20 protein-coding genes and 3 pseudogenes are annotated in these 20,834 nt (G+C 73.5%); 13 read left to right on the top strand and 10 right to left on the bottom strand.

The window, feature by feature from the left end; genetic code table 11:
* Positions 1 to 16: 16 nt before the first annotated feature.
* Positions 17 to 436: an SRPBCC family protein gene (locus tag ACOBQU_RS01270; RefSeq protein ID WP_423623797.1), complete on the bottom strand. Its 420-nt coding sequence runs from the start codon at positions 434 to 436 to the stop codon at positions 17 to 19.
* 47 nt (positions 437 to 483) lie between these two features.
* Entirely contained in the window at positions 484 to 1,494 is a 1,011-nt protein-coding gene (locus ACOBQU_RS01265; protein ID WP_423623795.1) for an aldo/keto reductase, read from the bottom strand.
* 153 nt (positions 1,495 to 1,647) lie between these two features.
* Here ACOBQU_RS01265 and ACOBQU_RS01260 point away from each other — a divergent pair, with 153 nt between their 5' ends.
* The 4 genes from ACOBQU_RS01260 to ACOBQU_RS01245 all read left to right on the top strand — a co-directional run bounded on the left by ACOBQU_RS01260 (position 1,648) and on the right by ACOBQU_RS01245 (position 7,221).
* Positions 1,648 to 2,547, top strand: a complete 900-nt coding sequence (locus tag ACOBQU_RS01260; RefSeq protein WP_423623793.1) for a LysR substrate-binding domain-containing protein — start codon at positions 1,648 to 1,650, stop codon at positions 2,545 to 2,547.
* 93 nt (positions 2,548 to 2,640) lie between these two features.
* Positions 2,641 to 3,240: a DinB family protein gene (locus tag ACOBQU_RS01255; RefSeq protein WP_423623792.1), complete on the top strand. Its 600-nt coding sequence runs from the start codon at positions 2,641 to 2,643 to the stop codon at positions 3,238 to 3,240.
* Positions 3,241 to 3,376: 136 nt separating this feature from the next.
* A complete protein-coding gene (locus ACOBQU_RS01250) occupies positions 3,377 to 5,782 on the top strand; it encodes an FdhF/YdeP family oxidoreductase (protein ID WP_423623790.1) in 2,406 nt (801 codons plus the stop codon).
* A gap of 215 nt (positions 5,783 to 5,997) precedes the next feature.
* Complete coding sequence (locus ACOBQU_RS01245; protein WP_423623788.1) at positions 5,998 to 7,221, top strand: hypothetical protein; 1,224 nt, start codon at positions 5,998 to 6,000, stop codon at positions 7,219 to 7,221.
* On the opposite strand, the gene ACOBQU_RS01240 is transcribed toward ACOBQU_RS01245, so the two are convergent.
* Positions 7,171 to 9,717, bottom strand: a complete 2,547-nt coding sequence (locus ACOBQU_RS01240) for an ATP-dependent Clp protease ATP-binding subunit (protein WP_423623786.1) — start codon at positions 9,715 to 9,717, stop codon at positions 7,171 to 7,173. The two genes, ACOBQU_RS01245 and ACOBQU_RS01240, sit on opposite strands and share 51 nt — an antisense overlap.
* A gap of 212 nt (positions 9,718 to 9,929) precedes the next feature.
* The gene (locus tag ACOBQU_RS01235; protein ID WP_423623784.1) at positions 9,930 to 10,331 is read right to left on the bottom strand and encodes an SseB family protein; all 402 of its coding nucleotides are present in this window, start codon (positions 10,329 to 10,331) and stop codon (positions 9,930 to 9,932) included.
* Positions 10,332 to 10,548: 217 nt separating this feature from the next.
* On the opposite strand from ACOBQU_RS01235, the gene ACOBQU_RS01230 reads away from it, so the two are divergent.
* The 5 genes and pseudogenes from ACOBQU_RS01230 to ACOBQU_RS01210 form a co-directional block, all read left to right on the top strand.
* Positions 10,549 to 10,671, top strand: coding sequence for a hypothetical protein (locus ACOBQU_RS01230; protein ID WP_423623782.1), 123 nt, complete (start codon positions 10,549 to 10,551; stop codon positions 10,669 to 10,671).
* Positions 10,668 to 10,988: a hypothetical protein gene (locus ACOBQU_RS01225; RefSeq protein ID WP_423623780.1), complete on the top strand. Its 321-nt coding sequence runs from the start codon at positions 10,668 to 10,670 to the stop codon at positions 10,986 to 10,988. Before ACOBQU_RS01230 ends, ACOBQU_RS01225 begins: the two co-directional genes overlap by 4 nt.
* A 221-nt stretch (positions 10,989 to 11,209) precedes the next feature.
* On the top strand, positions 11,210 to 12,424 hold the full coding sequence (locus ACOBQU_RS01220; RefSeq protein WP_423623779.1) for a hypothetical protein: 1,215 nt from the start codon (positions 11,210 to 11,212) through the stop codon (positions 12,422 to 12,424).
* A 23-nt stretch (positions 12,425 to 12,447) separates the two neighbouring features.
* Positions 12,448 to 12,966 carry a hemerythrin domain-containing protein gene (locus ACOBQU_RS01215; protein ID WP_423634190.1) on the top strand — a complete coding sequence of 173 codons (519 nt, stop codon included), beginning with the start codon at positions 12,448 to 12,450 and terminating at the stop codon, positions 12,964 to 12,966.
* Positions 12,938 to 13,069, top strand: a pseudogene (locus ACOBQU_RS01210) (DUF2243 domain-containing protein); the annotation flags it as partial. The gene ACOBQU_RS01215 and the pseudogene ACOBQU_RS01210, both read left to right, overlap by 29 nt.
* 315 nt (positions 13,070 to 13,384) lie before the next feature.
* Here the strand turns inward: ACOBQU_RS01210 and ACOBQU_RS01205 are convergent.
* Complete coding sequence (locus ACOBQU_RS01205) at positions 13,385 to 13,690, bottom strand: DUF3040 domain-containing protein (protein ID WP_423623777.1); 306 nt, start codon at positions 13,688 to 13,690, stop codon at positions 13,385 to 13,387.
* 191 nt (positions 13,691 to 13,881) lie between these two features.
* Between ACOBQU_RS01205 and ACOBQU_RS01200 the strand changes: the two are divergent.
* The 3 genes and pseudogenes from ACOBQU_RS01200 to ACOBQU_RS01190 form a co-directional block, all read left to right on the top strand.
* Positions 13,882 to 14,044: pseudogene (locus ACOBQU_RS01200) on the top strand (NAD-dependent epimerase/dehydratase family protein); the annotation flags it as partial.
* Between the two features lie 59 nt (positions 14,045 to 14,103).
* Positions 14,104 to 14,742, top strand: a complete 639-nt coding sequence (locus ACOBQU_RS01195) for a LysE family translocator (protein ID WP_423623775.1) — start codon at positions 14,104 to 14,106, stop codon at positions 14,740 to 14,742.
* A gap of 11 nt (positions 14,743 to 14,753) precedes the next feature.
* A pseudogene (locus ACOBQU_RS01190) lies at positions 14,754 to 15,107 on the top strand (glycosyltransferase family 2 protein); the annotation flags it as partial.
* A 58-nt stretch (positions 15,108 to 15,165) separates the two neighbouring features.
* Here the strand turns inward: ACOBQU_RS01190 and ACOBQU_RS01185 are convergent.
* Both ACOBQU_RS01185 and ACOBQU_RS01180 read right to left on the bottom strand, forming a co-directional pair.
* Positions 15,166 to 15,486: a hypothetical protein gene (locus tag ACOBQU_RS01185; RefSeq protein ID WP_423635009.1), complete on the bottom strand. Its 321-nt coding sequence runs from the start codon at positions 15,484 to 15,486 to the stop codon at positions 15,166 to 15,168.
* 34 nt (positions 15,487 to 15,520) lie between these two features.
* Positions 15,521 to 15,913 carry a helix-turn-helix domain-containing protein gene (locus tag ACOBQU_RS01180; protein ID WP_423623773.1) on the bottom strand — a complete coding sequence of 131 codons (393 nt, stop codon included), beginning with the start codon at positions 15,911 to 15,913 and terminating at the stop codon, positions 15,521 to 15,523.
* 433 nt (positions 15,914 to 16,346) lie between these two features.
* Here ACOBQU_RS01180 and ACOBQU_RS01175 point away from each other — a divergent pair, with 433 nt between their 5' ends.
* Positions 16,347 to 18,098, top strand: a complete 1,752-nt coding sequence (locus tag ACOBQU_RS01175) for a dihydroxyacetone kinase family protein (protein ID WP_423623771.1) — start codon at positions 16,347 to 16,349, stop codon at positions 18,096 to 18,098.
* A 131-nt stretch (positions 18,099 to 18,229) separates the two neighbouring features.
* Here the strand turns inward: ACOBQU_RS01175 and ACOBQU_RS01170 are convergent, their stop codons facing one another.
* Genes ACOBQU_RS01170 through ACOBQU_RS01160 form a run of 3 tightly spaced genes read right to left on the bottom strand, consistent with a single transcriptional unit; the run spans position 18,230 to position 20,765 of the window.
* Positions 18,230 to 20,038: an ABC transporter ATP-binding protein gene (locus tag ACOBQU_RS01170; RefSeq protein WP_423623769.1), complete on the bottom strand. Its 1,809-nt coding sequence runs from the start codon at positions 20,036 to 20,038 to the stop codon at positions 18,230 to 18,232.
* A gap of 5 nt (positions 20,039 to 20,043) precedes the next feature.
* Positions 20,044 to 20,460, bottom strand: a complete 417-nt coding sequence (locus ACOBQU_RS01165) for a lasso peptide biosynthesis B2 protein (protein WP_423623767.1) — start codon at positions 20,458 to 20,460, stop codon at positions 20,044 to 20,046.
* A complete protein-coding gene (locus tag ACOBQU_RS01160) occupies positions 20,457 to 20,765 on the bottom strand; it encodes a lasso peptide biosynthesis PqqD family chaperone (RefSeq protein WP_423623765.1) in 309 nt (102 codons plus the stop codon). Before ACOBQU_RS01160 ends, ACOBQU_RS01165 begins: the two co-directional genes overlap by 4 nt.
* Positions 20,766 to 20,834 lie beyond the last annotated feature (69 nt).

The following is a 20,834-nucleotide window of genomic DNA, read 5'->3' as shown; positions in this document are numbered from 1 at the left end:
GGGCCCGGGCCGCAGGTCAGGCGGCGAGGGTCTGGCTCAGCGCGTCGAGTCCGTCGGCGTAGATCCCGGCGAACAGCTCCTCGACCTCGGCGGCACTGGCGCCGTCGGGCGTGAACCGGCCGGACCACTGCACCTCGGCGACGTCGTCACGGCCGTCGACCGCGTGGACGCGCAGGGTGGAGACATAGCCCGTGACGGGGAAGGGGGCTTCGAGGATGGCGTAGCTGTAGTGGCGCTCGGCCTCGTTGAAGTCCACCAGGCGCTCGACGATGACGTCGCCGTCGGGGTTGGCGAGCCTGCGGACGCGGCCGCCTTCCAGCGCGGTGCTCTCGGGGATGTAGGGGAGCCAGTCGGGCAGGGCGTCGAAGCCGCCGATGAGGCTCCAGACCTTGTCGGGGGAGGCGGGCACGGTGCGGCTGACGGAGGTGGATGCCATGGTCGTTCTCCAGACGAACGGGTGGGTGTACGGGGGAGGGGTGCGGGTCAGGCGCCGTGGGGGAGCGGGGCGGCGGGGCTGACGAGCCCGGCGGCGCGCAGGTCGGTCCAGAACGCGGCCGGGACGGTCTCGTCCAGGGCGGCGACGTCCTCGGCGATCCGGCTGGGCCGGGTGGCGCCGGGGATGACGGCGGCCGCGGCCGGGTGGGCCAGGGAGAACTGCAGGGCGGCGGCCTTGACGGAGACGCCGTGCTGGCTGGCCAGGGCCTTGAGCTTGCCGACCTTCTCGATGATCTCCGGCGGTGCCTGCTGGTACTCGAAGTGGGTGCCGCCCGCGAGGACGCCGGAGCTGTAGGGGCCGCCGACGACCATGTCGACGCCCTGCTCCTGGGCCAGGGGCAGCAGTCGCGTCAGGGCGTGCTCGTGGTCGAGGAGGGTGTAGCGCCCGGCGAGGAGGAAGCCGTCGGGCTGCGGCTCGTCCAGGGCGAGGGTCAGCTCGATCGGCTCGGTCTTGTTGACGCCCAGGCCCCAGGCCTTGATGACGCCCTCGTCACGCAGCCGCGACAGGACGCGGAAGGCGCCGGTGCGGGCCTCCTCGAACTTGCCGAGCCAGGCGTCGCCGTGGAAGTCCTGGGCGATGTCGTGGACCCAGACGATGTCGAGGCGGTCGGTGCCCAGGCGCTTGAGGCTGTCCTCGATGGAGCGCTCGGTGGCCTGAGCGGTCCACTCGTGGACGATCTTGTTCGGGTTGCCGTGCTGGAACAGGCCGCCCTTCTCGCCGAAGTCGGGGGTGGCGGTCTCGTGCTCGTCGAGGATGACCCGCCCGACCTTGGTGGACAGCACGTAGGAGTCGCGCGGCTTGGCCGACAGGACCTGGCCGAGCCGCTTCTCGGCGAGCCCCGCGCCGTAGAACGGGGCGGTGTCGAAGTAGCGGATGCCGTGGTCCCAGGCGGCCTCGACGGTGGCACGGGCCTCGTCGTCGGGGATGGCGCGGAACATGTTGCCGAGCGGGGCGGTGCCGAAGCCGAGGCGCCCGGGGAGGAGGGACGTGATGCCCATGAGGAGGATCCTTGTCTCGATGGAGATACGCGGCATCAGGGAGGTCCGATGAGGTTTCTCCCGGTCCGCGCCTCTTGCTCCATCGAGGCTAGGATCGTGAGGTCAGACTGTCCAAGACTTGCTTGGACATACTTGAGTCCTCCGGGGTCTTACATGCTTGACCTGCGACAACTTCGCTATTTCGTGACCGTGGCCGAGGAGGAGCACGTGGGGCGGGCCGCCGAGCGCCTGCACATCTCGCAGTCCCCGCTCAGCCGCCAGATCGCCCAGCTGGAGAAGAACCTGGGCCTGACGCTCTTCGAGCGCGGCCAGCAGCGCATCCGGCTCACCTCCGACGGCCGCATCTTCCTCGCCGAGGCCACCGCCCTGCTGCGGCACGCGGACCGCCTGGAGAACCTGGGCCGCCGCCTCGGCCGCGGCGACGAGGGCGGCCTGTGCATCGGGTACGTCGACGACGCCATGCACACCGGACTGCTGCCGCGGGCCCTGCGCACCCTGAACGCCGAGCGCCCCGGCGTCCACGTCGCCCTCTACGACCTGACCGCCCCGCAGCAGTTCGAGGGCCTGCGCCAGCGCAGTCTGGACATCGCCCTGGTCCCCGAGGCCCCGCCCGAAGGGGACCCCGACCTGCGCAGCACCCTGCTGTCGCGGGACCCCCTGCTGCTGGCCCTGCCGCACGGCCATCCGCTCGCCGCCGCGGACGGGATCCGCCCCGAGGACCTCGACGGCCAGCCGTGGGTCGCCGTCGAGGACAGCCACGACCACGTCTGGCGGGACGACTTCGTCGCGGCGTGCGCCGCCGCCGGATTCACCCCCGACATCCGCTTCGAGGCCCCGGAACCCCTCACCGCCCTGGGCCTGGTGGCCTCCGGCCTCGGCAGCGCTTTTGTCCAGCGGAGCATGCTGCACGGTCCCCTCACCGGCGTCACCGTCCGCGAACTGCCCTGGTTCCAGAGGTCCGTTCCCCTGTGGGCGGTGTGGCACCGGACCGACCTGCGTCCCGTCGTCGCGTCCTTCCGCGCGACGGTCCTGGCCGCCGGGACCGAGACGTAGGGCGGCACTGGGGGCTTCGGCGGCTCCGGCCCGCTGGCGCGCGCGGCGGCGGACGAAGCCCTGTTGTCAGTGCCGGGTGCGACACTGCGCGGCATGGTCGAACACCGTCCGGAAGCGGACCTGCTCAGGTATCTGCAAGACGCTCGTGACGCGCTGCTGTGGAAGCTCGACGGGCTGTCCGAGTACGACGTCCGCCGCCCCCTCACCCCCACCGGGACCAACCTGCTGGGCCTGGTCAAGCACCTCGCCAGCGTGGAGCTGGGCTATTTCGGGGACGCGTTTGGGCGGCCGTACTTCACCGAGGAGCCACCGCCCTGGTGGTACACGAACGACCCGGAGCCGACCGCGGACATGTGGGCCACCGCGGACGAGTCACGCGAAGAGATCGTCGGGCTGTACCGGGCGGCCTGGGAGCACGCGAACGGCACCGTCGAGGCGCTGGGGCTCGACGCGGTCGGCCGCGTCCCCTGGTGGCCCCAGGAGCGCAACGAGGTGACGCTGCACCACATCGTCGTACGCGTGCTCGCCGACACCCAGCGGCACGCGGGCCATGCCGACATCGTGCGGGAACTCATCGACGGAGCCGTCGGGTACGGCCAGGGCAAGGACAACATGCCGCCGGGAGACCGGGCGTGGTGGCGGGAGTACCGGAGTCGGCTGGAGCGCGTGGCGCGGGAGGCGGGCGGCGCCTGATCCCGTCCCGTACGGCCGCGGCGGCCCGGCGAGCCCAGGACCCGGCCGGATGGCGGGCCCTGTCCAGGCGGCCTAGCCTGCCCGGAGAGGGCCGTGCGCGTCGCCGTGCCCTCGCGGGCAGAAGGGTGGAGGGCACATGGGCCCGGAGCGTGCCGACCAGGAAGCCGCCGAGCAGCAGGGCGCCGACCAGCAGGGCGCCGACCGGCGGCCCCGGGTGGCCCGGGCGGGTGTCGAGGCCCACGCCGACGTCGAGGCCCGCGTGGGCCCGGCCCCGAAGGGCCCACCGGAGTTCCACCCGTACCACCACCCGGCGGCGGGCTGGGGCGCCGCGAAGAGCGTGAGCCGGTTCCTGGTCCGCGAGGGCGCCCTCCCCCTCGACGGGCCGCGCGCGATCGCGAAGATGAACCACGAGAACGGCGGGTTCGACTGCCCCGGCTGCGCCTGGCCCGACGACACCAAGGGCCTCCACCTCGACCTCTGCGAGAACGGGATCAAGCACGTCACGTGGGAGATGACCCGCAAACGGGTCGACCGCGCGTTCTTCGCCGCGCACTCCGTGACCGAGCTGGCGGAGTGGAGCGACTACGACCTGGAGAACCAGGGGCGCCTCACCGAGCCCATGGCGTACGACCCCGACACGGACCACTACGTCCCCGTCAGCTGGAAGGACGCCTTCGACCTGGTCGGCACCGCCCTGCGCGGGCTCGACGACCCGAACCAGGCCGCGTTCTACACCTCGGGCAGGCTCGGCAACGAGGCCACGTTCCTCTACCAGCTGATGGCCCGCGAACTGGGCACCAACAACCTCCCCGACTGCTCCAACATGTGCCACGAGGCCAGCGGCCGGGCCCTGAAGGCCTCCCTCGGCACCGGGAAGGGCACGGTCGACCTCAAGGACTGGGAGAGCGCCGACGCGCTGTTCGTCCTCGGCGTCAACGCCGCGTCCAACGCGCCCCGGATGCTGACCGCCCTCGCCGAGGCCCACCGCCGCGGAGCCCGGATCGTGCACGTCAACCCGCTCGTCGAGGCGGCCGCCACGCGCACGATCATCCCGCACGACTTCCTGGACATGGCCACGTTCCGCGCGACCCCCACGAGCAGCCTCAACCTCCAGCCCCGCATCGGCGGCGACATGGCCCTCGTACGCGGCATGGCCAAGGCGGTCCTGGAGCAGTCCGCCACCGACCCCAAGGCCCTCGACCGCGAGTTCGTCGAGCGGTACACCACCGGCTTCGAGGAGTACCGGGCGGTGTGCGAGGCCACGCCGTGGGAGGAACTGGAGCGGCAGTCCGGGCTGAGCCGTGCCGACATCCTCAAGGCGGCACGCGTCTACGGGGAGGCCGACCGCACCATCGTCAGCTGGTGCCTGGGCGTCACCCAGCACGAGCACGGCGTGGACACCGTCCGCGAGATCGTCAACCTGCTGCTGCTCCGCGGCAACCTGGGCCGCGAGGGCGCCGGTCCTTCCCCCGTGCGCGGCCACAGCAACGTCCAGGGCAACCGCACCTGCGGCATCGACCACCGCCCGGACGAGGCCTTCCTCGACCGCCTCGCCGAAGTCTGCGGCATCGAGCCGCCCCGCGCGCACGGCCTGGACACCGTCGGCACCATCAAGGCGATGCGCGACGGCCGGGTGCGGGTGTTCGTCGGCATGGGCGGCAACTTCGCGCTGGCGGCGCCCGACACCCCGTACACGTACGCGGCGCTGCGCGCCTGCGACCTCACCGTGCAGGTCAGCACCAAGCTCAACCGCAGCCACGTCGTGCACGGCCGCCGGGCCCTGATCCTGCCCTGCCTGGGCCGGACGGAGAAGGACCACCAGCGCACCGGCGTGCAGTCCACCTCCGTCGAGGACTCGATGAGCATGGTCCACCTGTCCGTCGGCATGAAGCGGCCCGCGTCCCCGCACCTGCTGTCCGAGCCCGCCATCATCGCGGGCATGGCCCGCGCCGCGCTGCCCGACAGCGCCACACCGTGGGAGTGGTACGTCGAGGACTACGACCGCGTCCGCGACACGATGGCCCGGGTGCTCGACGGCTTCGAGGACTTCAACCGGCGGGTCCGGCTGCCCCTCGGCTTCCGCATCAAGCAGCCCGCGCGGGAACTGGTCTTCCTCACCCCCTCGGGCAGGGCCGAGTTCTCCACGGCCCCGCTGCCCGACGTGGTCCCCGAGCCGGGCACGCTGGCGCTCGGCACCATGCGCTCCCACGGCCAGTGGAACACCACGATCTACTCCGACAACGACCGCTACCGGGGCATCAAGAACCTGCGCACGCTCGTCTTCATGAACCGCGCCGACATGCGCGAGCGCGGCATCGCCGACCTGGCGCCCGTCGACATCACCAGCACCGCGCGCGACGGCAGCACCCGCTCCCTGCGCGGCTACCTGGCCATCCCGTACGACATCCCGCCCGGCTGCGCGGCCGGATACATGCCGGAGATGAACGTGCTGTGCGCGCTGGACGACTACAGCACCCAGAGCGACCAGCCGATCATGAAGCACGTCAAGGTCGTGATCGAACCGGCCGCCGACCCCCGGTGAGCCGAGGCGTTCCGGGCCCCGGCGCCGGGCCCCCATGACTGATTCCCCCTGATCTGGTGACGCGCTGCCGGATACCGACGCCGGTGGGGTAGTGCGCGCGCTCCCAGCCCCGGCCGCACCCGACCCCGCGCCTGGGCCGGGCTGCCGTCCGGAGCCATGGCGTCCACCAGGACGGGGTGTCGGGGCCGACCCGCGCGTTGCGGTAGTTTCGGCCCGTGATCGATCTGGCTGGTCTCGACCGTCGCTTCGCCCGCCTGGCAGCGGAGTACCGCCCCCGGAGGACGGCCGCGTACGGGCTCGTCGTTCGCTGGGAGTGGTACGAGGACGCGGCGTTCGATCCGCGTCCGCTGTTCTACGAGCGGAACCTGAGCCGCCCGGGCCGTCGACTCGCGGAGCGGCCGGACCCGGCGCGAGACCACGTCCGGCTCGGGTTCGACGCCGATGACCGGGTGGTGGTCGGGCTCGAGTACAACGGATTCCTCGGCGGCAGGCTCTCCTACGAGAGCTTCCGCTCCTGTCGCCCCGGCCTCGTCGAGGAGGCCCGCTTCCACGCCGACGGCCGTCCGGTCTATCTGCACGAGTACCGCTTCGCCGCCAACCGGATCCGGTCGGCGGCGATGGTCGCCACGGGCGGCGCGAGCTATGAGACCTACGACTACACCGACGACCGGGTGACTCGCGTCGAGAACCACTACGGGCAGCGGCAGTCCGAGGGCCTGCTCCCGCTCGTGCCCTTCGCGGTCTTCGACGCCACGTACGACGGCAGCGGCCTGGCGCTCCTGCAGTCCTCGTACCCCCGGGGCCACACGGAGGTGATCTACGAACGCCCACCGACCGGCTTCACCCCCGCGGACGCCTGGCGGGCCGTTGAGCGGGAACTGCTCCGCCGCATCCCGCGGGCCGTCCGCGACCTGGAGGTCGATGGCCCCGCCTACTGCGTCGCCCTCATGTACGAGGATCCCGCCGATCCGGCGGGGTTCACCGTGCACGTCGGACTGGACGAGGACCGGCGCGCCGCGGTGGCCGACGGATCGGACCTGGACGATCTCTGGTCACCGGCGGACATGGCGTACGAGACGTCGGTGGACCTCGGCGCGGTCACCGACACCGCCCGCCTGCTGGCCCAGGAACTCGGACTGGCCCGCTCGGAGGCGGGCAGGGACCTGCTGCGGTCGATGGCGGACACCCTCGGCGCGGCGGAATGGAGCGCTGTGCTGCCGACCACGGAGGACTTCGTGGTGTACGCGGTCGACATCGAGGGGCACACCTCGACGACCTTCCCCACCGCGCTTGACCACAGCCGGTCCTGGGCGTCCTACCGCGACCCGAACTCCTCGGGCGGGTCCCGCCACGGGATGCCAGCGCGGTACGTGAACCGATCATGTCGATCAGCTGTCGCCGCCTTCGCCGTCGCCCTCGGACCCGGCGGCGTCCGCTGACGCGCGCTCGGCCCTGCGGATGGTGCAGTGCAGCGAGTCGTCCCGCACGTCGGCGACGATCGTGTCCCCGGGGTCGGCCTCGCCGCTGAGCAGCAGCGAGGCGATCCGGTTGTCTAGCTCGGTCTGGATCGTGCGGCGCAGCGGCCGGGCGCCGAACTCCGGCTGGTGGCCGTGGGCGACGAGGAGCTTCTTCGCCGCCTCGGTGACCTCCAGGGTCATGCCCTGCGCGTGGACCCGGTGCTTGCTGCGGTCCAGGAGGTGGTCGACGATCTCCGACAGGTCCTGCTCGGTGAGGCTGTGGAAGACGATGATGTCGTCGATGCGGTTGAGGAACTCGGGCAGGAACCGGCCCCGCAGGTCCTCCATCAGCTCGTCCTTCAGCTCCGCCGCGTCGCCCTCGTGGGCCAGGATGCGGTGGGCGCCGATGTTGGACGTCATGATGACCACGCAGTGCCGGAAGTCGACCGTGCGCCCCTGGCCGTCGGTGAGGCGCCCGTCGTCGAGGATCTGCAGGAGGGTGTTGAAGACATCCGGGTGCGCCTTCTCCACCTCGTCGAACAGCACGACGCTGTACGGCTGCCGACGCACCTTCTCGGTGAGCTGCCCGGCCTCCTCGTACCCCACGTATCCGGGAGGCGCGCCGACGAGGCGCGCGGCCGTGTGCTTCTCCTGGAACTCGCTCATATCGAAGCGGATCATGCGGTTCTCGTCGCCGAAGAGCAGCTCCGCCAGGGTCTTGGCCAGCTCGGTCTTGCCGACGCCCGTGGGCCCGAGGAAGAGGAACGAGCCGACCGGCCGGTTCGGGTCGCCCATGCCCGCGCGGCTGCGGCGCACCGCCTCCGACACCGCGGCGACCGCCTCGTCCTGGCCGACGATCCGGGCGTGCATCTCCTCCTCCAGCTTGAGGAGGCGCTCCTTCTCGCTGGTGGTGAGCTGGGACACGGGGATTCCGGTGCGGCGGGCGACGATGTCGGCGATGTCGCTCGCGGTCACCGAGACGACGCCCTCGCGGCGCTCCTCGATGCCCGCCAGCTCGCCCTCGACCTCGGCGATCCGCCGCTTCAGCTCGGCCGCCCGGTCGAACTCCTCGGCCGCCACCGCCTGGTCCTTCTCGCGGCGCAGCTTGGCCAGCTCGTCCTCGCGGCTGACGACCTCGGTGGAGCGGCCGGCGCCGCGCAGCCGCACCCGGGCACCGGCCTGGTCCATCAGGTCGATGGCCTTGTCGGGCAGGAAGCGGTCGCTGATGTAGCGGTCGGACAGCTCGGCGGCCGCGGCGAGGGCGCCGTCGGCGAAGCGGACCTGGTGGTGGGCCTCGTACGCGTCACGGAGGCCCTCGAGGATCTGGACGGTCTCCTCGACGGTCGGCTCCGGGATCAGGACGGGCTGGAAGCGGCGTTCGAGGGCGGCGTCCTTCTCGACGTGCTTGCGGTACTCGTCGATGGTGGTCGCGCCCACGACGTGCAGCTCGCCGCGCGCCAGAGCGGGCTTGAGCATGTTGCCCGCGTCCATGGAGCCCTCGCCGGTGGCGCCCGCGCCGACGACGGTGTGCAGCTCGTCGATGAAGAGGATGACCGCGCCCTCGGCCTTCCGCACGTCCTCGATGACCTTCTTCAGGCGTTCCTCGAACTGGCCGCGGTACTGGGCCCCGGCGACCATGGCGGACAGGTCGAGGGAGACGACCCGCTTGTCCTTGAGGGTGTCGGGCACCTCGCCCGCGACGATCCGCTGGGCGAGTCCCTCCACGATCGCGGTCTTGCCGACGCCCGGCTCGCCGATGAGCACCGGGTTGTTCTTGGAGCGCCGGGACAGGATCTCCACGGTCTGCTCGATCTCCTCGGCGCGGCCGACGACGGGGTCGAGCCGCCCGGCCCTCGCCTCCTCGGTGAGGTCACGGCCGAACTCGTCCAGCGTGCTGGCGGGCTCCTTGGCCGCGGCGGGCGCGGTGGGTGCCGCCTCGCCGCGGGCCGCCTGCTCGGTCAGGCCGCGCAGCGCGGAGACGTCGAGGTCCTCGGCGCGCAGGAAGCGGGAGGCACCCGAGTCGGCGTCCCTCAACAGGGCACCGAGGATGTGCTCGGGGCCGATGTACGAGACCCCGGCGGCCTGCGAGGTGGCGTGGGCCAGGGCCAGCGTGCGCTTGGCGGCGGGCGTGAGCCCGGGCTCCGCCGAGGGCTCGGCGGCCTCGCGGGGCAGCACCTTGGCGATGCGGTCGGCGAGCGCCTCGGGGTCGACCCCGGCCCGGGCGAGGAGCCCGCGGGTGGGCTCCACCTGGGTGGCGGCCCACAGCAGGTGCTCGGTGTCGAGGTCGGCGGTGCCGTCCTCACCGGCCTTGCGGGCGGCGGCGTTGAGCAGCCCGTGGGCCGCCTCCGTCAGCAGACGGCCGATGGGCACGCGCTGCACGGCCGGGGGCGACGACGCCGGTGACATCCCGAAGAAGCGGTTCAGCAGATCACCGAACGGATCGGACGGGCCGAAGGGAGAACCGAACGCCATCGACATGCCTGCTCCCGGGAGGTGTGAGGGGTCCCTCACACCCAAACCCGATGGCGGGCGGTCCGCAAACGGAGCGGTGCCGCGGGTCGGGCCAGCGGTGCCGCGGGCCGGGCCGCTGCCGAGCGAAGGCCCCGCCCGTGCGGCCCACGCCGTTCCGGCCGGAGGCCACGGCGGCGCTCGGCATCCGTCGCTGGGGCGGGGCCCGCGCGGCGGGTGGTTCAGCCGTGCGGGCGGGCCAGCAGGGCCCGTACGCCGTCGGCGCTCAGGGTGAGGGCGTCGGGGGAGCCCGCGTCGATGGTCAGCGAAAGACCCGGGGGCCACTGGGCGGCCAGCGCCCCCAGCGGCACCTGCTGGCAGCGCGAGACGAACGGCAGCAGCTCGTTCATGCGCAGCTCGGAGGTGAACACCGGCACCAGCGGTTCGCCGTCGGGCTGTTCGAGTACGGGGAGCGTGAGGGCCGACGAGGGCGGTGCCTGCTCGTCGTCGGTGCCGTCGGGCGCCGGGACCAGTACGTCGCTCTCGGCCAGCGTGTTCAGCGCGGCCTCGTCCCGGGTGTCGGTGGCCAGGGTGCTCAGCGCCTGCTGGGCCGCGGAGCGGCCGTTGCTGGAAGGAACGTCCATGATGTGTCGCCTCGTCGTCGTGGCGGACGGACCGCCGTGGTGCCCGGCGGTCCGGACAGGACCCACCTCGGCTACCCGGGTTCCCCGGGGCATGCCGGAGGCCGCCCGGCTGCGGATCTCCGGAGTGCCCCTGGTGGCCACGGGTACCCGCCAGGCGTCAGCACCGGGGGACGAGTGGAGAGGAGTGGCGCTGTGGGTGCTTCGTACGATGGCTGGTATGAGCGCGGTGGTCGCGACGAGCGCGGTGGTCGCGATGGTCGTGGCGCCCGGGACGACCGTGGTGTCCGAGCCGACCGTGACACCCGAGACCGCCGTAGGGGCAAGGACCGACTGCCCATGAAGGACCAACTGCCGATGGCGGAGGAGCAGGCGGTGCGGGAGTCCGGCGGTGAGCTGCCCGAGGAGGAGTTCAGGGACCGGCGCACCCGGCCCGCGCCGATTGGCAAGGGCGACACCCCGGCCGTCGCGGGCAGCGACGTGCAGCAGCCGGAGATCGCGGAGGGCCCCGTCGAGGGACTCCAGCCAGGGGAGCGGGTGGAGCGCGGCCCGTGGCGCCCGCCGACGGAGGTGGACCCTCCGGAGGGGAACGCCCTGCCGCGCGACGCAGCGGGCGAGCCGGAAGCGGTGCGCGAGCAGAAGGAGCGCGGCGGCCCCTGAGGCGCGCGTCCGCCCGCCACTCCCCGGCGGCCCACCGCCCTCGGCGGCCACCGCCCTCCGCGCCCTGGTCGCCCACCGCCGCAGTGAGAGCGACAGGGCCCCGGGGCGAGGGACGCCTCTGGCGCGAGGGACGCCCCCGGCGCGCGGGACGCGGGGACTGGGCCGGGATGCCGCGGGTACCCGGCGGCTCCCCGTCCGATCCGTACGCCGAGGAGGCCCGGATGACGTTCAACCCCCTGGAGCAGCGGGGCATCCCCCTGGAGCGGCAGTTACGCAACTGGCGCGAGCTGAACGTCGAGCCGATCGACCCCGACCACTGCGACCCGTACACCCGCTGCCGCATCATCACCATGAACGGCATCGAGGTCGAGGCGTCGATGTTCAGCCACCACTTCGCCCGGCACTGTCCCGACCCCGAGGTGCGCGGGCAGCTGGCGCAGGTGCGCTACATCGAGCAACAGCAGCAGAAGGCCGTCAACTGGCTGCTGCCCGGCCTCGCGTCGGTCCTGGAGACCACCATCGCCTACGAGCAGGTGGCGGTGGACCTCACCGCCTGGGTGGCGCGGTCCGAACCGGATCCGTATCTGAGGCAGGCGTATGAGTTCGGGGTCCTGGAGGACTTCGACCACCTGTACCGGTACGCGAACCTGTACGAGATGATCGAGCACCGCAAGGCGGAGTCCGTCGTGCAGCAGCTCACCGAGGTGATGCCGGGGCGGCCGACCAAGTTCCACCACCGGCATCCCCTGGACAACCTGCGCGAGCCCTACGACCGCGCGGCCACCAGCCCGCTGTCCAAGCTGCACGCCCTGACGGTGATGTCCGCCGAGCAGCAGACCATGAACTTCTACATGAACGTCGGCCCCCAGTACATGGAGCCCATCGCGCGGCAGCTCTACCAGGAGATCGCCCTCATCGAGGAGGAGCACGTCACGCACTACGAGTCGCTCGTGGACCCCGGCGAGACCTGGTGGGAGCAGCTCGTCAACCACGAGTACAACGAGTGCTACCTCTACCACTCCTTCATGGAGCAGGAAACGGACTCGCGGGTGCGGGCCATCTGGGAGCTCCACCTCAACATGGAACTCGAACACCTCTGGCACGCCTGCGAGTTGATGCGGCAACACGACGGCCGCGACCCCCAGGAGGTCCTCGCCCCCGAGCTGCCGCCCGTGCTCACCTTCGAACCGAACCACGCGTTCGTCCGCGGGCTGCTCGACACCCAGATCGACCTGACGACCCTCGGCAGCGGCTATGTGACCGAAGCGCACGAGCGATTCCAGCGCCTCCAGGAGCAGATCCACGGCGGTGAGGAGCCGCCCAGCGAGCGGGTGATGGCCCAGCACCGGCAGTCGCTCGGCGGCGAGTACCGCTCGCAGCCCTCCGGTGAGCACCCGGACGCCGCCTCCCGCGAGCGGAAGGGAGAAGGCCGGTGACCGCCGACGTCGTCGCCCTGCTGATGCGTCAGCACGGCGACATCCGCAACCAGTTCGACGCCGTGGAGCAGAGCACCGGCGAGGCCCGCCGGGACGCCTTCCGGCGCCTGGTGCACCTTCTCGCCGTGCACGAGACCGCCGAGGAAGAAGTGCTGCACCCCCTCGCGCGCACCGCCTTCGACGGCGCCGAGAAGGTGGTCGAGGCACGCCTGGCGGAGGAGAAGGAGGCCAAGGAACTCCTCGCCCGCCTGGACGGCATGGACACCGACGACCCGAAGTTCCTGCCCGAACTGGCCACCCTGCGCACCGAGGTGATGCGGCACGCCCGGGCGGAGGAGCGCTACGAGTTCATCCACCTGCGCCGCACCGCCAGCAGCGCCCAACTGGCCACCATGGCCCGCGCGCTGGAGGCGGCGGAGAAGACCGCGCCCACGCACCCGCGCCCCGGCACCGAGTCCGCGACCAAGAACGCACTGCTCGGCCCGCTCGCGGCGGTCGTGGACCGCACCCGCGATGCCGTGCGTAAGGCCCTGGGCCACTGACCGGCCGCTCCCGCCCCGGCGGCGGCGCCTCCTCGTCGGCGCGGGCCTCACGGCCTTCGCCGACGAGGAGGTCTTCCACCAGGTGCTGAACTGGCACCACCGCTACGACACCGCCCTCCACCGGCGCCGGGCCGGTCTCGGCCGGGATCCTCCACGCCTTCGGCTGGCTCGCGGTGGTCACCGGCCTGTTCGTGTACGCCGACCCGCGCCGCCGCGACGCGCTGCGGGCCCGGCCCTGGGGCCCGGCCCCCGCCCGGGCCGCGGCGGCTTCCGGTTGTACGACGGCACCGTCCAGCACAAGGTGCTCGGACGCCACCTTCGCCCCGACCGATCCGAGGCTCGCGGCCCAGGTCATGTACTGCGTCATGTACTACGGCACATCAGCCAGCGGCATCCGAGGGCGCGCCACCGAGTCCGCCTACGGCTCCGTCCACCGGCACAGCAGACGGAACGCCGCCAGCAGGGTGAGGGGCCACACGGCGGCGAAGGCCCAGATGACGCCGGGCTCGGAGGTGCGGATGCCGGACACCACGAGCGCCAGGGACAGCAGCGCCAGCGCCGCGACGGTGCGCCCGCGCGGCCGGTACGTGACCGTCCAGGGGGCGCCGGGTCGGCCACGGCGCGCTCGGCGCAGTCGGCGGCGCAGTCTGCGGTCGCGCCGCAGCGCCGCCTCCATCTCGTCGAGAACGCGCCGTTCGCGATCCGAGAGCCCGCTATCAGCCACGCCAGCCACCTCCCACGGCTCGCGGCGTTCGCGTTGCCGAGTGCCCCGGCGCCTGGCGGGCTAACGGAGGGACGAGCCGGACAGCGCCCTGATCAGTTCCCCCGCACGGTCCCGGACGGGAGCGTGGACGCGTGCGTCCCGGCGGCGCGGCGCCAGCGTCCTGAGTCCGAGGCGTACGGCTGCCCGCTGGAGGGCGGGCGGTGCCGACGTTCATCGCGCGGGCCGCTGCGCGGCGAGCCGATCACCGTGGCGGGCTACGGCAGCCAGACACGTTCGCTGTGCTCCGTGGACGACACCGTCACCGGTGTCCTGACCCTGGTGGCGTCGCGGCTGTCCGGGCCGGTGAACAGGGGGGCGGCCCGGGTGAGGAAATCGGCTGGAAGGGCGAACTCCCCCCGTGCTTGCATGGCTTCATGGTGTCTGCCGACCGTCTCCTCGCCTTCGCGGCCATGTCGTCCCTGCTGATCGTGATTCCCGGCCCCAGCGTGCTGTTCGTGATCGGGCGGGCGCTGGCGCAGGGGCGCCGTGCCGCGCTGACCACGGTCGCGGGGAACACGATCGGTGCCTATGTGCTCATCGTGGCCGTGGCGTGCGGCGTCGGGTCGGTGGTGGAGCGCTCCGTCGTCGTCTTCACGGTGCTCAAGCTGGCTGGTGCCGCCTACTTGGTGTACCTCGGTGTCAGAGCCTGGCGTGAGCGCGGTTCGCTCACGGCCGCCGTCACGGGCGCGGGGGCCGCGCAGGGCGGTCTGCGCACGTTCGGGGAGGGGTTCGCGGTCGGCGTGACCAACCCCAAGACCCTTGTGTTCTTCGCCGCCGTGCTGCCGCAGTTCGTTGAGCGCGAGCAGGGGCACGTCGTGGTTCAGATGCTGGTGCTCGGCCTGGTCTTCAACGTCATCGCCATCGCCTCCGACATGGCGTGGGGTCTCGTCGCGGCCACCGCTCGGGACTGGTTCGCCCGCTCACCGCAGCGGCTCTCCGTGGTCGGCGGCGTCGGCGGGCTGGCCATGATCGGCCTGGGCCTCTCCGTCGCCGCGACCGGCCGCAAGGACTGACCCCACGCGTGCCTGCCGCACGCCTCACCACCCGTGGTGTGGGGCAGCCCTTTCGGCTGCTCGCCGTGGCTCACCTTCCCACCGCCTTCCGCGACGACGACTCCTGGTGGGAGCCGGGCTCGCTGACCCGGGCCGCCGACGTCCTCGACCGGCGCCCCCAGCTCGCCGCCGCCCCGGCCCTTATCGTCGTAGAACCCCAGGGTCCCGGAGACCCCGTGGTGGCCGAGGTGCGCGACTCGCCGGTCCCGGGCCCCGACCGGCTCCCCGGACCCGCCGTGGGCTCCTTCCTCGCCGTGGCCACGATCCCGCGCACCGACACCTTCCGCGGCGCCGGGGGCTTCTCACCGCGCCTACGGCACGGCGGGCCCCGTCATGGGAAGACGACGGTCGAGTCCACCGGCATCACCAGGTGCCAGCGGACTGTCACGTCGTCGTACGGGCCGCAGGCCAGGACGCGGACGTCGATGGCGTCGGGGGCGACCAGGGGAAGTACATCGGGCGGACGTCGCCGGGAGGGGAGGGCTCCGCGGGCGTGGGGGAGTCCCACAGGGGGGCGACGCCCGGCTGGGCGCGTACCTCCTGGACGACCTCGTCGAGGCGCGCGTTGTCCGGCCAGCGCTGCCAGGCCAGGCGCAGGCGGGTGAGGAGGGGGAGCGCCCAGCGGTGCTCCCAGTCGCGTAGCTGGTAGCGGGCCTCGGGGAGAACGCCCAGGTCATGACGTTGGCGCCGGGGCGGGCGAGCCACGGGCAGTGCCGGGCGGCGACCACGTTGGCCTCGATCACGTCCCACGCCTGGTCGCACAGGTAGCTGACGTACCGCTGCTGGCGCATGAGCCGCACCAGCGCCGGGTCAAGGCCGCGGTCCGGGCGCGCGGGGCGGACCTGCGGGGGCTCGTGCCCCGTGCTCCGGTACAGGGCGGCCGCCTGGTGCGGGAGAGGTCCAGGATCCGGCAGACCCCGGCGATCATCTCGCGGCTGTAGCGGCGGTCCTCGCCCTTCTCCAAGGCCCGGTACCAGCGCTCGGAGACGCCGAGCCGGAGCGCCATGTCGAGCTGTGTGAGGTACGAGCGGTGTCCGCGCGGAGGTACGGGCCCGAGCGCCAGGGCGGGGTCCCGGGCGCGGCGCCAGGTGCGGAGCATGCGGCCGAGGTCCTCGCGGCGGGCGTCCATCATGGTAAAGGTCTCGCAAAGTCGACGGGGCTGATCAGGGGTTTCTCGGCGCGGCGGGCGCCCTGGGGCCCCTGTGGCACTGGTGGCAGGATCGCATGGCGGGGCGCGCACCGGAACGTCAGGGTTCCGGAACGGAGGCGTTCCGGCCTTGGGCGTCGCCCGGCGTTCAGGGTGGGCGCACGTCCAGGGCGGGGCGTGGCCGACGTGGTGGCAGCCGCCCACCGGCCGCGCGGGCCGGGGCCCGAGCCCCGTACCCCGCAGGCAGGCCGGATCGACTGCCCCGCGCCGCCCACCTCCGCACCACGACTCCGACCGCACGTCCTCCCGCCGCCCGAACCGAACCGGGCCCTGAGCCCCCGACCTCGCCCCCGACAGCGATCCCGACCCCCGCGCCGACCCCGCGCCGACACCGACGTCGACCCACGGAGAACGACCCATGAGCTACTTCCTGCCGGAAACCACCCCCGTGCTGACCGCCGCCCGCGGTCTCGCCCTGGCCCACCCCGGCATCGTCGAGGTCAACAGCGCCCCGCTGTACCTGCGGGCCCGCGCCGCCGACCCGGGCCGCCGGGTCGGGCTCGTGTCCGGCGGCGGCTCCGGGCACGAGCCGCTGCACACCGGGCTCCTCGGGCGCGGCGGCCTGGACGCGGTCTGTCCCGGTGAGGTCTTCGCCTCCCCGCACAACCGGCAGATCTACGAGGCGAGCGTGGCCGCCGCCAAGAGCGACGGCGTCCTGCTGATCGTCAAGAACTACACGGGCGACGTGATCAACTTCCAGATCGCGGCGGAGCGCCTGCGGCACGACGGCATCCCGGTCGCGACCGTCCTCGTCGACGACGACCTCGCCACCGATGCCGCCGACAGCGCCACGGGCCGCCGGGGCACGGCCGCGACGGTGGTCGTGGAGAAGCTCCTCGGCGCCGCCGCGGACCGGGGCGCCTCGCTGGCGGAGCTGCAGGCGCTCGGCACCCGCGTCGTGGCCCAGTCGCGCAGCGTCGCCGTCGCGGCCCGCGCCCAGACCTCGCCCACCACGACCGCCCCCGCGTTCACCCTGGAGCCCGGCGTCCTCGACTACGGCGTGGGCATCCACGGCGAGCGCGGCACCCGCACCATCGCCCGGCCCTCCGTCGACGACCTGGTGCGGCGGATGACCGACGACGTGCTCGACGCGCTGCCCGCGGGCGCCGAGGACGTCCTCGCGCTCGTCAACGGCCTCGGCGCCACCACCGAACTCGAACTCCACGCCATCACCGCGCTGCTGTACGACCGGCTCCTTGAGCGCGGCCTGCGCCCCGCCGTCACCGTCGCCGGAACGTACACCGCCGCCCTCGACATGGCCGGGTTCTCGCTCACCCTCACCCGCCTCGACGAGGGCTGGGTCGACCTGTGGACGGCACCGACCGAGACCCCGCTCACGCTGCCCCGGACCGTGCGCGCCGCGGGCGCCGAGGCCGCCGCACCGGCGGCGGCGGACCCCACGCGCCAGCCCGCCACCGCCCCCTCCGCTCCCACGGGCGCGACCGGCAGCCGGGTCGTGCTCGACCGGTACGCGGAGGTCGTGGCGCAGGTCCGCGACAACCTCACCAAGCTCGACCAGCTCGTCGGCGACGGCGACTTCGGCGACAACCTCAGCGGCGGCGTGCGGCGCGCGGTGAAGCTCGCCGACGAGACCGGCATCGGTGGCACGGCGGCGCTCGCCGAGGCGTTCCTCAACGACGTCGGCGGCACCAGCGGCCCGCTGTTCGGCCTGCTCTTCAAGGACCTGGCGTCCGCCGAGCCCGGCGACGGGCAGGCGCCGACCCTCGCGGCCCTCGCGGAGGCGGCGGGCGCCGCGAGCGCGGCCATCCACCGGGTGGGCGGGGCCCGCGTGGGCGACTGCACGCTGGTCGACGCGCTTGTTCCGGCGGCCGAGTCCCTCGCCGCCGCGGCGGACCACGCGCCGACGGGCGAGGGCGAACTGGCGCAGGCCCCGCTGACCACGGCGGCGCAGGCCGCGATCCGCGGCGCCCTGTCGACGGCGTCGCTGCGCCCGCGGCGCGGCCGCGCGAGCTACGTCGGCGACCACGCCATCGGCGTCCCGGACCCGGGCGCGCTCGCCGTCGCCCTGCTCTTCACGTCCCTGGCGGACGTCCACGAGCCGACGTGGGCCACCCGCCTCCCGGCGCCGGGTCACCTGACCGCCATCTGACCGGGCTCCGGCGCCGCCTCCGGCCCTGGTTCCGGCACCGGCCTGGATCAGGCAGGCGGCGGTCGGCCGGGCATCGCGGTCATGGCCGCGACTCGAACCGCTCGGTGGAAGGGCGTACGGCGCGGACCGCGTCACCGCTTCAGGAACTGGGTCGCCGCCAGTTCCTTGTACAGGGCGTCGGAGGCGAGGAGCTGAGGGTGGGTGCCCACGGCGCGGACCTGGCCCGCCTCCAGGACGACGATGCGGTCGGCCGTGGCGACGGTGGACAGCCGGTGGGCGATGACCAGGACGGTCGTGGTGCGTGCCGCCTCGGCCACGGTGTCGCGCAGGGCGGCCTCGTTGGCGGCGTCGAGCTGCGAGGTGGCCTCGTCCAGGAGCAGCAGCCGGGGGCGGCGCAGCAGGGCGCGGGCGATGGCCACCCGCTGCCGCTCGCCGCCCGAGAGGCGGCCCCCGCGGTGGCCGACGGGAGTGTCGAGGCCGTGGGGGAGCCGCTGGACCAGCGTGTCGAGACGCGTGCGCCGCACCACGTCGTCGAGCTGGGCGCCGGTGGCGTGCGGCACGCCGTAGAGCAGGTTGTCGCGCAGGGTGCCCGCGAGGACGGGCGCGTCCTGTTCGACGTACCCGATGGCCGCGCGCAGCGCCGTCAGGGGCCAGTGGCGCACGTCGACGCCGTCCACGAGGACCGCTCCGCTGTCGGCGTCGTGGAAGCGCTCGATCAGGGAGAACAGGGTGGTCTTGCCCGCCCCGGACGGGCCGACGACGGCGGTCGTGCCACCGGCGGGCACGGAGAAGGACACCTGGCGGTGGGCGGACGGCTGACCGTCGCGGTAGGAGAAGCACACCCGGTCGAAGGCCACCGCCGCGGGCCCGGCCACCGCCGCGGGCCCGGCCGCCGCCCGGCCCCGGGCGCGGACGGCGCCGACGGGCGCGCCCGGGGCCTCCACGGGTGCCGCCTCGACGGCCATCGCCTCGACCTCGTCGATGCGCAGCGCCGCCGCCGCGCCCATCTGGAACTGGCCCACGGCGTCGGCCAGTTGGCCGATGCGCGGAGCGAGCGAGAACAGATAGAGCAGGAAGGCGACCAGCGTCGCGACCGACGTCGCGCCGGAGGCCACCCGGGCGCCGCCGACTCCCAGCACGATCAGGAACGACAGCTGCACGGCCAGGGCGGAGGCGGTGGTCGCGGTGGACTGCCAGACCGCGGCGCTCACACCGGTGCGCCGGGCACGCTCGGCCACCGCGCGCAGCCGACGGCTCTCAAGCTCTTCGGTACCGGCGGCCTTGACCGTGCGGAAGGCCCCAAGAGCCCGTTCGAGCCCGGCCCCCATGGCGCCCACCGCCTCCTGGGTGCGGCGGGTGGCCCGGCCGATGCGCGGGGCCAGCGCGCCGACCGCGAGCCCGACCAGCGCGATGACCAGCAGTGTGACGCCGAGCAGCACGACGTCCAGTACGCCCATGAGGACGAGCGTGGCGAGCGTCATGACGGTGCCGGTGGTGGCCGCCGCCGTCGCCTCCACGGCGATCTGGCGCAGCAGCGTCGTGTCGGACGTGGCGCGGGAGATCAGGTCGCCGGGTTCGTGGCGCTCCCACTCCGGTACGCGCAGCCGCAGCAGACGGTCCGTCAGCCGCTGGCGCGTGGTGCACAGGACCGCCTCCGCGGCGCGCTCCAGCACGTAGTAGCCCACGCCGACGACGACCGCGCCGAGCAGCACCAGCGCGCCGAGCAGCAGCAGCGGCCCGGCCGTGGAGCCGCCCCGGGCGAGACCGTCCACCAGCCACTTGGCCGCCATCGGCTGGAGCAGGGCGAGCGCGCCGCCCAGGAGGTTCAGCGCGGTGCCGACGACGAGCGCGGTGCGCTGGGTGCCGAGTCCGCGCAGCAGGGCCCGGCGTCCGGCGCCGCTCCCGTCGACCGGGCCCGCCGTGCCGGTCCGTGAGGCCACGGCGCCTACTCCACGGTGAAGAAGCGCTGGTAGTAGTCGCGGGGGCAGCCCTCGCCCACGAGGACGCCCTCGGCCTCCACCCAGGCGTGGGCCGCGAACGGCGCACGGGTGCGCACTCCCACGCACCACGTCGGCCACTGGCCGCGCATCCGGCACAGCAGGACGGTGGCCAGCGACCGGGGCAGGCAGCCCCTCTGCCCCGCGCAGGCGAGACTGACGGCGACGACCGTGCTTCGCGCCGCCTCGGCCTCGCCGACCGTCGCGGGCCGTGCCCCGCGCCGCAGCCGCGCCAGCACCACCCGGATGCGGCCGGGCGGCTGGGTGGCCAGCAGCCGGGCCAGGGCCACCGCGCCGCGCGTGGCGGCACGGCTGGCCAGCGGGACGGAGCGCGGGTCGTGGGGCATCGCCTCCGGCAGCGTCATGCGTCCTCGCCCTCCACGCCCTCCACGTCCTCCACGCCCTCCTCGCCCGCCACGGTCACGAGCTGCGCCGAGCGCAGCTCGTCGACGATGCGGGCGACGTCCTTCTCGGCGACGTCGGTGCTCACGTCGTACTCCCCGGTCAGGGCGCGCGCCGTCTCGCCCGGGCTGCGCCCTTCCAGCAGGCAGGACAGGACGTGGGCGGCAGTGGGGTTGAGGGTCCAGTACACGCCGTCACGCTGGTCGAGCAGGGCCATGCCGTACTCGGTCTCGGTCAGCAGGACGGTGGGCCGCAGGGCGAGCGTCATGACCAACTCCTCGGGCGGGAACGTGGGCCTTGTCGGGAACGTGGGCCTTGTGCGGTGCGACGGGCGAGG

This window comes from Streptomyces sp. G45 (genome assembly GCF_049542095.1).
Taxonomy (GTDB): Bacteria; Actinomycetota; Actinomycetes; order Streptomycetales; family Streptomycetaceae; genus Streptomyces.
The sequence above is the reverse complement of the archived record's forward strand: the minus strand, read 5'-3'. Positions and strand labels throughout refer to the sequence as shown.